Source organism: Limnochorda sp. L945t, assembly GCF_035593305.1.
GTDB classification, from domain to species: Bacteria; Bacillota; Limnochordia; order Limnochordales; family Geochordaceae; genus Carboxydichorda; species Carboxydichorda subterranea.
Window position 1 is genome coordinate 1,269,500 of record NZ_CP141615.1, and the last position, 13,517, is coordinate 1,283,016.

The 13,517-nt window shown below is 70.3% G+C and carries 14 protein-coding genes; all 14 read right to left on the reverse strand.

The window, feature by feature from the left end:
- Positions 1 to 13: 13 nt before the first annotated feature.
- Positions 14 to 490: a DUF3189 family protein gene (locus tag U7230_RS06005; protein ID WP_324718196.1), complete on the reverse strand. Its 477-nt coding sequence runs from the start codon at positions 488 to 490 to the stop codon at positions 14 to 16.
- A gap of 56 nt (positions 491 to 546) precedes the next feature.
- Entirely contained in the window at positions 547 to 747 is a 201-nt protein-coding gene (locus tag U7230_RS06010) for a capping complex subunit for YIEGIA (RefSeq protein ID WP_324717826.1), read from the reverse strand.
- Positions 740 to 1,672 (reverse strand): YIEGIA domain-containing protein, encoded by a 933-nt coding sequence (locus tag U7230_RS06015; protein WP_324717827.1) that lies wholly within the window; start codon positions 1,670 to 1,672, stop codon positions 740 to 742. The genes U7230_RS06010 and U7230_RS06015 overlap by 8 nt, the downstream gene beginning before the upstream one ends.
- A complete protein-coding gene (spoIIP, locus tag U7230_RS06020; RefSeq protein ID WP_324717828.1) occupies positions 1,669 to 3,414 on the reverse strand; it encodes a stage II sporulation protein P in 1,746 nt (581 codons plus the stop codon). The genes U7230_RS06015 and spoIIP overlap by 4 nt, the downstream gene beginning before the upstream one ends.
- Positions 3,415 to 3,555: 141 nt before the next feature.
- Positions 3,556 to 4,920, reverse strand: coding sequence for a 30S ribosomal protein S1 (gene rpsA / locus U7230_RS06025; RefSeq protein ID WP_324717829.1), 1,365 nt, complete (start codon positions 4,918 to 4,920; stop codon positions 3,556 to 3,558).
- A 265-nt stretch (positions 4,921 to 5,185) separates the two neighbouring features.
- Positions 5,186 to 5,836, reverse strand: a complete 651-nt coding sequence (locus U7230_RS06030) for a lysophospholipid acyltransferase family protein (RefSeq protein WP_324717830.1) — start codon at positions 5,834 to 5,836, stop codon at positions 5,186 to 5,188.
- On the reverse strand, positions 5,826 to 6,557 hold the full coding sequence (cmk, locus tag U7230_RS06035) for a (d)CMP kinase (protein WP_324717831.1): 732 nt from the start codon (positions 6,555 to 6,557) through the stop codon (positions 5,826 to 5,828). The genes U7230_RS06030 and cmk overlap by 11 nt, the downstream gene beginning before the upstream one ends.
- Complete coding sequence (gene aroA / locus U7230_RS06040; protein WP_324717832.1) at positions 6,554 to 7,933, reverse strand: 3-phosphoshikimate 1-carboxyvinyltransferase; 1,380 nt, start codon at positions 7,931 to 7,933, stop codon at positions 6,554 to 6,556. The genes cmk and aroA overlap by 4 nt, the downstream gene beginning before the upstream one ends.
- Positions 7,921 to 9,027: a prephenate dehydrogenase/arogenate dehydrogenase family protein gene (locus U7230_RS06045; protein ID WP_324717833.1), complete on the reverse strand. Its 1,107-nt coding sequence runs from the start codon at positions 9,025 to 9,027 to the stop codon at positions 7,921 to 7,923. The genes aroA and U7230_RS06045 overlap by 13 nt, the downstream gene beginning before the upstream one ends.
- 14 nt (positions 9,028 to 9,041) lie before the next feature.
- On the reverse strand, positions 9,042 to 10,070 hold the full coding sequence (gene aroF, locus U7230_RS06050) for a 3-deoxy-7-phosphoheptulonate synthase (protein WP_404980575.1): 1,029 nt from the start codon (positions 10,068 to 10,070) through the stop codon (positions 9,042 to 9,044).
- The gene (aroH, locus tag U7230_RS06055; RefSeq protein WP_324717835.1) at positions 10,067 to 10,477 is read right to left on the reverse strand and encodes a chorismate mutase; all 411 of its coding nucleotides are present in this window, start codon (positions 10,475 to 10,477) and stop codon (positions 10,067 to 10,069) included. Before aroH ends, aroF begins: the two co-directional genes overlap by 4 nt.
- Positions 10,474 to 10,929, reverse strand: a complete 456-nt coding sequence (locus U7230_RS06060; protein ID WP_324717836.1) for a HutP family protein — start codon at positions 10,927 to 10,929, stop codon at positions 10,474 to 10,476. Before U7230_RS06060 ends, aroH begins: the two co-directional genes overlap by 4 nt.
- Before the next feature lie 188 nt (positions 10,930 to 11,117).
- A complete protein-coding gene (locus U7230_RS06065) occupies positions 11,118 to 11,891 on the reverse strand; it encodes a pseudouridine synthase (RefSeq protein WP_324717837.1) in 774 nt (257 codons plus the stop codon).
- A gap of 28 nt (positions 11,892 to 11,919) precedes the next feature.
- Positions 11,920 to 13,233, reverse strand: coding sequence for a TrkH family potassium uptake protein (locus U7230_RS06070; RefSeq protein ID WP_324717838.1), 1,314 nt, complete (start codon positions 13,231 to 13,233; stop codon positions 11,920 to 11,922).
- Positions 13,234 to 13,517: the final 284 nt, after the last annotated feature.

The window sequence follows — 13,517 nt, forward strand, 5'->3', positions numbered from 1 at the left end:
GCCAACCTCGATCTCAACGCTCGGCCAACGGCCGCGCCCGGGAGTCGCAGCGAGCCTGCACCTCCCGGACCAGGGCCGCCAGCCTCGGATAAGCTCGCCTCGCTCCCCAGATTACCAGAGGTCTACCGAGGCTGACCAGACGCAACCGGCGGGAGAGGAAACCACCGATGCGCATCCACAGGTTGATGTAGGGGACCGTGTCGATGAGTAACAGCGGCGGCCACTCTTCCCGGCCGAGCGCGTAGCCGGCCAGCACCGCGCGGCATGCGAGGGCCCCGTGCGGGCCGTGTCCCATGACGTAGACCTCGTGCCCGTGGGCATCCTTGCCGACCGGCAGGAGCTCTCCCCAGTGGCTGGGAGGGGTCGTGTCGAAATAAGGAATCCGCGCAAGTGCGCGGCCGTCCGGAACGCGGTCGGCCGGAAGCAGCCCGGCGTGGATGGCCGCGGCCACCGGCGACGAATGAGCCCCTCCGAAGCAGTGGTAGACCACGCGCAAAAGGCTCTGCCTCCCCCAGAGCGCGACGCTGGCGAGGCCCGGCGGCGACTTCAGTGGCGCATGATGATCAGGGTGCCCGGGATGACCTCGTGCGCCGTCGCCAATGCGCTGCGGCACAGGTACAGGGCGATGCGCTCGAGGTCGTCCCGGTCCCTGGCGTAGAACACCGGTGCTCCTGCCGGCCGGTACTCCCGGTCGGTGGTGATCACCGCCAGCACCCACTCGCTGGCCCGGATCCGTACGTCACCCACGGCGATCGGCCTCCAGGTTGCGGGGCAGCATGGTGTCCTCCTCGCCGTACCCCACCAGTTGCACGCTCGCTTCGAGCACCGGGACCTCCCGGATGGCCCGCACGATGGCACCCGTGTCCGCGATTTGCGGGATGATCACCAGCACTACCGCGTCCTGCTCGACGTGGCGCCTCGCGATGGGGGCGAACTCCGGTTCGTCGACGTCCATGCGTACCCCCACCCGTGCCACCACGTCGTGCAGGATGGCCTGGCGCTGGCCGGGATTGGCAAGGGTCGCGGCGGCCGCCCGGTCCCTCGGGCGCAACAGCATCGCCACGCCCTGCTTCTGGTAGATCTCCCGCGCGGGCGCCCGTCCGATGTTGAGCACGACGGCTCCCTCGACCGTCAGGAGCGGACCGTCGAAGGCGATTGCTGCCCGTTGCACCGTCGCGATGTCGCCGAGGCGAAGTCCCCGGGCGGTACGGGCCAGCGTCACCAGGGCGAGCGCCGTCACCAGGACGGCCCAAGCCGTGGCCCAGAGCGCGTGGGGCGGTCGCAGCACCGTGAGCACGCCGCTCACGATGAGAGCCACCAGCATCGCCACGTAGTTGCGGGCTTCGAAAACCCTCGCGATGCCCTCGATGTACGCCGCGCCCCGGCGCACGAGTTCCGTCTCTTCCAGGTTGGCCAGCGCCTCTCGCTCGATCTTGCGTACCTCACGAAACTGCGTCGCGGCCAGCCCCAAAAACGAGGCCGCCGCGAACTCCCGGGCTGCCAGCGCCGGCACGGCCAGGGCGCCCAGGAACGACGCGATGAGGCCCATGGAGAGGTGGATCGTATACCCCTGGGGGTAGCTCGGATACTGGCGGTAGTCGACCTTCAGCGTATAGAAGCGCACCGCGGTGCCGGCCAGGGTCGCGATGACCACCTGCCAGGCCGGGCTCATGGTCCTTCTCGGTCCCCCGGCCCTCCCACAGGCTGGCGCCGCCACCACGACCGGATCCGGGCCCGCAGTTCGTCGGCGCTGCCGGCATTGAGGGCCATGAACCCCAGCACGGCTACCACCGCCGCCACCGCCAGGATGGTGGCGCTGCGCCGCCCGCTCGCATCGACGCCCCGAGGCGCCGAGGGAAGTTGGCCGGGGCCGACCCCTGCCGCCCTCGGCAACACGGGGGCGAACAGGCGGGCCCCCTCCTCCGCCAGATCCAGCGGGTTGGTGTGGGCGCCGAACTCGAGCAGGATGGAACGCGGGGCCAGGTCCTGGTTGTAGTCGCCCTGGGCGATGAAGATGCCCTCGATCAGCCCGGGGCGGATCCGGTCGGCGACGGCCTTGATGTGGCGCGCCAGCGAGAGGTTGGCTTGCATGTTCTGGTTTTGCCGGCCCACCACCAGGCGGACCTTGGTTGCCGGGGTTCCTTGCACCGACGTTTGGTACACCTGCGGCGGCACCGCGTCGCGGTGGACGTCCACCAGGAGCGTGGGTCGTTGCTTCAGCAACTGCAAGGCGGTCCGCCGCGAACGGGTGTACGCCTGGCCGTCGTGGGGATTGTGGTTGTTGTGGGATACCACGACCCGGTAACCCTGCCGGCGGAGCTCGGCAGCCAGGGTCTCGCCCACCTTGTAGACGTCGCCCCACGGTTTGGAGGAGGTGCCGCTGGTCGGCACGTACGACTCGTCGCTGTGGGTGAAGTAGAGCGCCACGTCGGGCCCCCTGCCGCGCCGTGCGCCCGGCTGGCCCTGGGCCTGGGCCAGAGCGCTCTCGCTGACCTCCGGCAGCGTCTCGACACCGTCCGAGCGTACCATGGCCCGGTCACCCTCGATCCCCACCACCTTCCAGCGACGGTTGGACGCGTCAATGTACACGTCCCCCTTGCCGAGCAAGAGCGCCGTATAAGTCACGACGCGCCCGTCCGGGGCGACCAGGGTGAAGTACCGGCCGTCGGAGCGCTCCCCCCATGTCGCGGGCACCGGGCGCCGGGACACAGGGGCCGCGTCCGCGTGCCCGAGACCTCCCAGCAGGCCTGCCAGGACCACGAGCCCCGCGAAGGCGCCGACCGCTTTGGAGGAGGGCCCCGGGCCACCCGAAAGCCTCTCCCGGATCTCGCCCACGATCTCGGCCAGCCCGACGGCGATCAACCCGGCGAGGACGATCATGTCGAAGGCGCCGGCGCCGCCGATCATGACGGTGGCAGGCTGGCCCGTCCGGGCCATCCGCACCGCGTGAACCACGTCGGTCAGCAACAGCCCGAGCGTGCCCGAAATGAAGGAAGCCCGCCGGGAGCGACTACCTACCAGATAGCCGGTCACGCCGCCGACGATCCCGAACAGCCACACCGGGTCGAGGAAATCGCCCCGGCCGGGGTCGAAGTCCGTGAGAGACGAGATGGCCAGGACCGCCGCCGCGGTAATGACCGCGCCGACCAGGCTACGGACTCTCTCGACGGCGTGATCCGCCCGCACCAACAGGTATCCGGCCAGGATGAGCGGGATGACCGCCCCACCCACGTTGATGCTCACGCTCACGGGGGCACGCACGAGCGGGATATCGACGAAGCTACCCGCGATGATCAGGGCGATGAAGATGAGCGCCTGCCCATCGGTGAGCCGCATGCGGTCCAGCACACGGTGGGCCAGGCCGAAGAAGATGAGGGCCGCGACCACGACCAGAGCGACGAGTCCGGCTGGCATGGCTCTCGTTCACGCACCTCTCCCACGCAGGCACGGTCCCCCACCTCCCCCTCGCGTATGCCGGCACCTGGTGCCAAAACGAGAAAGCCGGCCCACCACGGGCCGGCTTGCCGACGTCCAGACGGAGTGAAGGGGGCAGTCTCAGGCCTCGTCCTCCCGGCCCTCGTGCCGTGAGGCTGCTTTGGCCGAACTCTGGGAGGAGGGGCCGTTGAGCACCTGGCCCAGATTACCGTAAAGCTCCCCGATGGTGACCGTGGGAGCCTCTGCCGTCGCCGTCGTAGCGGAGGCCTTCTCCGGCTCCGGCTTGGGCGCTGCATCCCTCAAGGAGAGCCCGATGCGGCGCGCCGCCTGGTCGACGCTCAGGATCTTGACCCGTACGTGCTGGCCCGGGCTGACCACCTCTTGCGGCTTGGTCACGTGCCGGTCCGAGAGCTGGGAGATGTGCACCAATCCCTCGATACCGGTGTCGAGCCGGACGAACGCTCCGAAGTCGACCAGGCGGGTGACCTCGCCCTCCACGATCTGGCCGACGTGGAACCGCTCCGCCACGGTATCCCACGGGTTGGGGAGCACCTGCTTGAGCCCCAGGGAGATGCGCTCGCGCTCCCGATCCACGTTGAGGACCATGACCTTCAAAGTCTGGCCCACGCTGAGCACGTCGGACGGGTGGCGCACCCTGCTCCAGGCCATCTCGGAAACGTGGAGCAATCCCTCCACGCCGCCGCCCAGGTCGATGAACGCACCGAAGTCGGTCAGCCGGCGAACGGTGCCCTCCACCACCTGCCCCTCCTTGAGGGAGCTGAACAGCCGGGCCTTCGCCTCCTGATACTCCTGCTCCAGCACCTCTTTGCAGGAGAGCACCACGTTGCGGCGGCTGCGGTTGATCTCCAGGACCTTCAAACGGAGGGTGCGCCCTACGTACTTGTCCAGATCCTCGACGTACCCGCGGCCCACGTGGGACGCCGGCACGAACCCCCGGACTCCGACGTCGACCAACAGCCCGCCCTTGACCCGCTCCGTCACCCGGGCCTCGAGGATACGGCCCTGCTCCTTGGCCTCCTCCAGCCGGCGCCAGGTCAGCTCCTGATCGGCCCGGCGCTTGGAGAGCAGGACGCCTCCTTCGTTTTCGTCCACTTTCAAAACCCAGACGTCAATCTCGTCACCCGGTTTGAGCACGTCGGCCGGGGTCTGGCCCGAGCGCAAGCCCAGCTCGTGGATGGGAATGCGGCCGTCGCTCTTGTAACCGACGTCCACGAGCACTTCGTCCGGCCCTACCTGGACCACCCGGCCGTGGACCACCTGCCCCGGGCTCAAGCCGTTGGCGAGGGAAGCATCCAGCTCGTTGGAACTCATGGCGCCGGCGAGGTCCACGCTGGCAGCCTGCTCCCTGCGGGCCGTCACCTCCTCGGGAGCCGCCGCGGCACCGTCCTGCAATACCGGTGCATCTTCAGTGGCGGGCTCGGAAGAGGAAGAGGAAAGCTTCTCCTGCTGCTCGTCCACACTCATACCCCGACACGACCTCCCCAGGGTGCGGGCAGACCGGTACACAGGTGGGAGCGCGAGCCTTTCCACGCGCCTTCCAGGTTACCGGGACAGGCGTTGTTATCCGTTGAGGGTGCGTACGCGGTCATACCTTCGCTCGTACCCGTTTCGCACGCTTGAGGCTATTCGTGACGACTCGGCCAAATCCTCCCCGCCTGGCCGGCGCCGGCCCCTCTATTTCGGCGGAGAAGGATGGGGTCCCTGGACCGGGCAGCCAGCGCGGGGCGCCTCAGCCAGACCCGGGGCCAAGGGCCACGTGCGCCTGCTCGAGCAACGCACCGAGCTCTTCGGCGAGGCGACGGCTGGTCGAATGGATCCGATCCCGACCGGCGTGCTGGCACGGTGACGTTTCCGGGTAGATGAGCTTGCCCACCCGGATTTCTACCCGCACCCGCCGGGGCCAGTAGGCACCCCTGGGCATGGCGCGCTCGGTCCCGGTGATGGCGATGGGCAAGATGGGGGCGCCGCTCTTGAGCGCCAGGAGGGCGGTGCCACCCTGGATTTCGAGGAGCCTGCCGTCCTGGCTGCGGGTGCCCTCCGGGAAGACCCCCACCACCTGTCCCTCCTGCAACCTGCGCAGGGCTTGGTGGATGGCCTCCCGGTCGGCTTCGCCCCGCCGGACCGGGAACGCGTGAACCTTCGGGAGCAGCTGGCCCAACACCGGGTAGCGGAAAAGCTCCTCCTTGGCCATGAAATGGACCGGCCTCGGCACGACGACCCCGATCAACAGGGGGTCCAGCATGCTCAGGTGGTTGATGGCGAGCAATACGGGCCCGGAGGCAGGGATCCGGTCGATGCCGTAGGCCCGCACCCGGAAGTAGCGCACCAGCACGGCGCGCAATACCCATCGGGCCGACCGGTACAAGAGGTCACCCGCCATCTCCGAGGCACTCCCGACAAATGGCCAGCGCCCGCTCCAGCACCTCGCCGGGTGTCTGGCCCGTGGTGTCCAGGGTGACGGCGTCCTCAGCCGCCCTCAGAGGCGCATCCTGCCGCGTCGCGTCCTGCTGATCCCGCATCGCGAGCTGCTCCTCGATCTCCTCGAGGGAGACCGGTACCTGGCCCTCGATCTCCTGTAGCTCTTTTGCCCGCCGCCGGGCCCGTTCCTCCAGGCTGGCCGTCACGTAGAGCTTGACGCACGCCTCTTTCAACACCACCGTACCGATGTCCCGCCCGTCCATCACGCACGGCCCCTCCTCGGCCATCCTGCGCTGCAGCTCGGCCAGCACACGGCGCACCTCGGGAATGGTGGCGATGGTCGAGGCGGCCTGGCCCACTTCGAGAGACCGGATGGACGTGCTGACGTCGCGCCCGTCGAGGAAGACCCGGCTTGGGAGGTCGACCCGAGGATCGGTGCCGAGACGGATCCGCACGCGCCGCACGATGTCGACGATCCGGGACCGGCTGGCGGGGTCGCCCGGATGAACGCCTGCCTGCAGAACGGCCAGCGCGGCCGCCCGGTAGGTCGCTCCGGTATCGATGTAACGGTAACCCAGCGCCTTCGCCAGAGCCCTGGCGAGCGAACTCTTGCCGGCGCCGGCGGGCCCGTCCACGGCAATCCACTCTCTACGGCATCCCGTGCGGGATGGATGGCTCGTCACGCCGGTTGTTCGACCACCCGGGCATTTCCCGGGCGAGCCAGTCGATCCATAGCGGCCGCAAACCCCGGAAAGGAAGTCTCGATGCACTCGGTGCCCTTCACCACCGACGGCCGCTTTCCTGCCAGTGCGGCCACCACGAGAGCCATCGCCAGGCGGTGATCCCCGTGGGACCAAGCCTCCCCACCCAGGGCCCTCTGCGGCCCCGAAATGCCAAGACCGTCCGGGAAGGTCTCGACGGAGAAGCCCAACTGCCGCAGCTCGTGGGCCAGAGCGTCGATCCGATCGGACTCCTTGTAGCGCAGCTCGGCTGCGTCCCGGATCTGCGACGTCCCCCGGGCATGGAGCGCCGCCACCGCCAGCACCGGGAGTTCGTCGATGAGCAGCGGCACGCGCCGGCCCTCGATGCGAACCGCTCGCAGTTCGCTGGGGCCCCGCACGGTCACGTCTCCGGCCGGCTCCGGGCCCCGCTCCGGAGCGGGGCGCACGTCCACCTCGGCACCCATCTCCTCCAGGACCCGGAGCACCTCGATGCGGGTCGGGTTGAGCCCCACTTCGGGGGTACGGACCTCGGATCCGGGCAGGATGGCCGCAGCTACCCAGAAAAAGGCCGCCGACGACGGGTCTCCCGGCACCGTGACCGTGCGTCCCCGCAACCGCTGGGGCCCCTGGAGCTCTGCCCACCCCTCCCCGCGGCGAAGCTCGGCCCCGAAGAAGGCCAGCATCCTTTCCGTATGGTCGCGGCTTTGCGCCGGCTCCTCGACCCGGGTGAGGCCCCTGGCCTGGAGCCCCGCCAGGAGGATGGCCGACTTGACCTGAGCGCTCGCCACGGAGGTGCGCCACACGATGCCCGAGAGCGCACCCCCCGTGATCGCCAGCGGGGCGAGCCCCCCTCGCCGCGCCATGATGCGCGCGCCCATCCGCTCCAACGGCTCGATGACGCGCCCCATCGGCCGGCGGCGCAAGGAGGCATCCCCCGTCGCCACCCAGAAGATCGGGTGCGGCGCCGCCAGCCCGGCGAGCAGGCGCAAGGTCGTGCCGGAATTGCCCGCGTCGAGCACGTGGTCGGGCTCATCGAAGCCAGCGCCCGCGCCGGAGGATCCGGGGCGTCCCTTGATGATCACGGTGCCGTCCTTCGGCCCTGCCACCTCGACTCCCAATGCCCGCAGGCAGTCGAGCGTCGCCAGGGTGTCGAGCGCGGTCAGAAAAGAGCGGACGACGGTGGTGCCCTCGGCGATCGCACCCAGCATCGCCGCCCGGTGCGACAGCGACTTGTCCGGCGGTACGAAGGCCGTTCCCCGCACGCCCTGCCCCGGCGTGACCTGAATGAGGCGGCTTCCGCTCTCCGCGGCCGAGCCCTGGTCCTTCACCGTGGCCATGCCTGCAACCCTCGCCTGCGCAACACCTGCACGGCCTGCAACATCGCGGCTTCGGAGACGAAACCCACCCGCAGCGTACCGGCCTCCCCTTCTCGGACTCGCAGAATCTCGATGTCGGCGATGTTGAGCCCCTCCTCCGCCAGGGCGCCGGCCACGGAGGCAATGGCCCCGGGGCGGTCGGCCAGGCGGACCACCAGATCCCAGATGGGCCGGCCGTACCCCTTGGCCGGCAGCCGGAAGGCTTGCCGCAACGCCCGCGCCCGCTGCAGCAAGGATTGCACGGCCTCGCCGTCGCCGGTGGCCACGGCCCGTTCGATCCGGTCGAGGGCGTCGCGGAAGGCCCGCAGCGCTTCGACGAGCCGCGCCCGGTTCATCATCAGGATGGGTTTCCAGACGTCCTCGTGACCCATCGCAAGGCGCGTGACGTCCCGGAACCCCGTCGCCGCCAGCTGCAGCACCGGCACGCCGTCACGCGCGCACGCCTCGGCGGCGAGCACCAGGCCCACCGCGGCCACGTGGGGCAGGTGGCTGGCGGCGGCCACCGCGGCGTCGTGTTCCTCCGGCGACAGCGTGACGACCTGCGCGCCGGCCGCCTCGGCCATCTCCCGCACGCGCTGGACCGCGGCCGGCGGGGAGGAGGCGACCGGGGTGAGCACGTACACGGCGTTTTGGAAGAGGAACGGGTCGGCCGCGACGAGGCCGGCCCGCTCCGATCCCGCCATCGGGTGGCCCCCGACGAACGCCTGGCCCCCGGGAGTCTTGCCGGCGAGCGCTTCGACGATGGGGCCTTTGATGGATGCCACGTCGGTGAGCACGGCGGACGGGGGCGCGTGGGACGATGCTTCCCGGACCGTCCCCGCCACCTCTTCGGCGGGGACCGCAGCGACCACCAGGTCGGCTCCGGCTACCGCCTCCCGGATGGAAGCCGCCGCAACGTCCGCGGCGCCCATCTGGACCGCTTCGCCGGCCCGTCCCGCCTCCCGGTCGAACGCGTGCACGACGTAGCGGCCGCACCCGGGCAGCATGCGCAACGCCATCCCGAGCGATCCTCCGATGAGACCGCAGCCGATGACGGCCACGTGCAGAGGCGCCACCGCCCGCCACCGCCTCAAAGCGTGCGCCCGATGGCGCCGGCGATGGGTGCGAGCTCCGCCATCATGCTCCGGAAGGCGTCCAGCGTCAGGGATTGAGCGCCGTCCGACAGGGCCCTCTCGGGGGCCGGGTGCACCTCCACCATCACCCCGTCCGCTCCCGCTGCCACACCCGCCCGCGCCATGGGCACCACGTACGCCGAACGCCCGGTGCCGTGGCTCGGATCCACGATGACCGGCAAGTGGCTCAGCTCGTGGACCACCGCCACGGCGCTCAGGTCCAGGGTGTTGCGGGTGGCCGTCTCGAAGGTGCGGATCCCCCGCTCGCACAGCACCACCTGGGAATTGCCCGAGGAAAGCACGTACTCGGCCGCCATGAGCCACTCCTCGATGGTGGCGGCCATGCCCCGCTTGAGCAGCACCGGGCGCCCACAGCGCCCGACCTCCTTGAGGAGGGCGAAGTTTTGCATGTTGCGGGCCCCGATCTGGAGCATGTCGGCGTGCTCGGCCACCTGGTCCACGTCTTTGGGGTTGAGCACCTCCGTGACAACCGGGATGGAGAGCCGGCGGCGCACCTCCGCCAGTATCTCGAGCCCGGCCTCGGCCAGGCCCTGGAAGCTGTACGGGGAGGTCCTGGGCTTGTAGGCCCCGCCCCGCAGGATGGAGGCCCCCGCCGCCTGGACCTCCCGGGCCACCTGGTCGAGCTGCTCTTCGCTCTCGATCGCGCAGGGGCCGGCGATGACCACGACCCGAGGTCCCCCGATGACGGCCGGGGTCACGCCGTCGACGCCCACCCGCACCTGCGTGGCGTACGGCTGGAACTCCCTGGCAGCCAGCTTGAAGGGGCGCAGGATCGGCACGACCCGCTCGACGCCGGCCATCGCCTCGATCTGGGAGACGTGCTCGGGCCGCCGGTCCCCGATGACGCCCACGATGGTGCGTTCGGTACCTCGGGAGATGTGGGTCTTGAAACCCAGCGTGTGGAGCTTGTCCACGATGGCCTCCAGCTGGTCGGCCGTCGCGTCCGGTCGCAGCACGATGATCACAGGCCTTCCTGCCCCCCGTCGCTCACAGCATCGTAGCCATCCGGTCGCGCCCAGTCCGGGCGCAGTACCCGAGCACCTTCGAGGTAGACGTGGCGGACGGGACGCTCCTCGTCGACGTAGGCGTGGACCAGCACCCGCACGCAGCGCGGCAACGCTCCGGGCACCGCCATCTCCTGGGCGCACAAGAGCGCCACGCCGCTCCACCCCGCCTGGCGCGCACCGGCGGCCGGAAACTGCGCGTCCAGGTCGGGCGTGGCGGTGAAGAAGGCGCTCACCACGTCGTCGGGGGTCAGGCCGTTTTCGCGGGCGATGTTTTCGGCCAGCCTCCGGGCACCCTCTTCGATGGCCCGGGCCGTGTTGCCCTCCACCTGAATGGCCCCCCGGATCGCCCGCAGGCGGCGGCTCACGACGAAGCCCGCCCCTCCTGCTGCTGAGCGGGTGTTGCCGCCGCCCACAGCGCGCGATGCCCCAGCGCTACCGCCATGTCGTCCAGATGGCCGAGACCCACGCTGCAAAAGACGGCGACCACCAGGTGCTCTCCTCGCCGGGCTACCCCCAGCTTGCCCCCCACGTTGAGCCCGGTGGCCTTGAGCGCCAATCCCATCATCGCCTCGTGAGCGGCTCCCGCCACGGCGCCCTCTTCGGCGTGCAGCGGCCGGATGAGCCCCTCGCGCTTGGCGGCCACGACGGCCCGTTCGACGACCTGAAGCACCGCCTGGGCGAAAGGTCCCCCGAAGTCCACGGCGGCGGCGCGAATGCCCTGAGCCGCCAGGCGCTCCCGGAGACGGTCCTCGTCGGCGTGGGCCTGGGTGGTAGCCATCCAGAGGGCAGCCCGGGCCACCTCACGGCTTTCGCTCACCGGCCCTGCCCCCGGGCGGCGGCACCCGGTACGGCCCGCCCGCGAGGCGTCACCCGCCCGTGAGCCCGGTCCAGAGATCGGGGAACGAAGGGCATACCTGCCTGCCGTCCTACCGTCCTGCCTGTTGCCCCGAATCCTAGCACGGCCCCTCTCACCTTGTAAAGGCCCGGCCCCTGCCTGGCGTTCGACTACCGGCGGCCGCCCTGCCGGACGTCCGGCAGGCGAGCCGCCCGGCGCAGCGCCGAGAGCTCTTCTCCGGAGAGATATCGCCACTGGCCAGGGGCCAGCCGGCCGAGCCGCACCGGGCCCAAGGAGAGCCGCACCAGGCGCAGCACGGGGTGCCCCACGGCCTCGCACATCCGCCGCACCTGGCGCTTCCGTCCCTCGTACAGGGTGATGTCCAGGAGACTTTCAGCGCGCCCTCTCTTTCGCACCATCACCCGAGCGGGCAGCGTCAGGCCGTCTTCCAGGCGCACTCCGCGCTCCAGCGCCTCGACGGCCGGAGGGTCGACGGCCCCCTGCACCAACACCCGGTACGTGCGCGGCACGTGATGGGAGGGATGCAGCAGGCCGTGGGCCAGGGGCCCGTCGTTGGTGAGCAGTACCAGCCCCTCGGAGTCGAAATCGAGCCTCCCGACGGGAAACAACCGGATGGGCGGGCCTCCCCGGGCAAGGACCCAATCTACGACCGTCACCCGGCCCCGCTCGTCGCGCGCGCTGCTCACGACGCCCCGGGGCTTGTGCAGGACGATGTAGACGAGCCGGCCCGGCGGAAGCGGCCGGACCTCTCGGCCGTCGAGCGCCACGCGGTCGCGGTCGGGGTCGACGGCCCACCCCATGGCCGTGACGACCTCTCCGTTGACGCTCACCCGCCCCTGGCGGATGAGCGCTTCTGCGGCCCGCCGGGAGGCCACCCCGGCCATCGCCAGGTACTTGTGCAGGCGCACCGGCTTGCCAGCCATGACGTCGTTCCCGGCTGCCGGGCCTCCCTCAGCCCAGGCTGACCCGTTCCTCGGGGTATCGCCACAGCCCGGTGCTGGCCAGCGACCGGCGGGCCAGCGCCATCGCCACCGTCACCGGGCCGACCCTGCCCATGAGCATGGTGGCGATGATCACCCAGCGCGACGGCGTGGAGAGGTCCGGTGTGATGCCCGTGCTGAGGCCCACGGTCCCGAAAGCGGAGACCACCTCGAACAGCACCGACAGCGGCTCCATCGCCTCCATCACGAGGATGGAGACCGCCGCCAGGCCACACCACGACCCCGCCAGGATGACGAGGCTGACGGCCCGGTAAAGGGTATCCCGGGGCACCCGGCGGTTGAAGAGGATCAGGTCCTCCCGGCCGCTCAAAGCCGACAGCACCGCCGAGCCCACCACGGCCGCCGTCGTGGTCTTGATGCCGCCGCCCGTGGACCCCGGAGAGACCCCGATGAACATCAGCGGCAGCATGAAAAGCAGCGTCGCCGCTCGTAGCTCCCCGGTCGGCACTACGTCGAACCCGGCCGTACGGGGCGTCACGGCCGTGAAGAAAGCCGCCATGGGGCGGTACCACCACGGTAAGGCTCCCAGCGTACGGGGGTTGTGCCACTCGACGGCCAGCACGAACAGGAAGCCGGAGGCGATCAGCACCCCTGCCATCGTGAGGGCGACGCGGCTGTGCAGCTGCAGCCGGCGCCCCGGGCGCCACGACGAGACGTCGGCGATGACCGAAAAGCCGATGCCGCCCACCATCAGCAGGCCCGCCACCGTCAGCACCACGAGAGGATCGGTGACGAAACCCCGCAGGCTCGTCCCCCAGAGGTCGAGCCCTGCGTTGTTGAAAGCGGAGACCGAGTGGAACACTGCGAAATAAGCGGACTTCCCCGGCCCCAGCAGCGGGAGCCAGGCCAGGAACAGCAAGGTGGCCCCCAGGCCCTCGACGAAGAGGGTGACCCCGGCTACCATGCGCACCAGCCGCACGAGGCCCGTCAGGTAGTCTTGATGGATCTCCTCCTGGACGAGCAACCGGCCCCGCAAGCTGATGCGCCGCCCCAGCAGCACCATGAACAGCGTCGAGACGGTCATCACGCCCATGCCGCCGACCTGCATGAGCACCAGCACGACCAGCTGCCCGAACAACGAGAGCCGTTGCCCGATGGGAATGACGGTCAACCCGGTGACGCAGACGGCCGACGTGGAGGTGAACATGGCCTCGGTGAAAGTCAGGCGCCCAGGCGTCGTCACGGCGACGGGCAGCATCAGCAAGAGCGCCCCGGTCAGAGCGAGGCTGCCGTAACCCACCACCAGGAGCCGGCCGGGGCTCATCTGCCCCAGGGCGTGCCGAAGGCGAGACCACGGGCTCGTATACGGTCGAGGGACGGCCTGGCGAGTATCCATCGGTGTCTCTTTGCCCAGCACAGCACGAATATACCAGGCCGCCCCCGGCAGGGCAAATCATTCGAGGCGCGTCACTCGAACTCGATGGACAACCGTCTCCCTTGCCCCTGATCCTGGTGGTCCTCCTGCCTCCCGGCGCTCGCGCCGTGGCGGCCGATCGCGCTGGCGGCCTCGCTCGCTCCCCGCACGGCCTGCTCCGGCTCTTCCCGCAG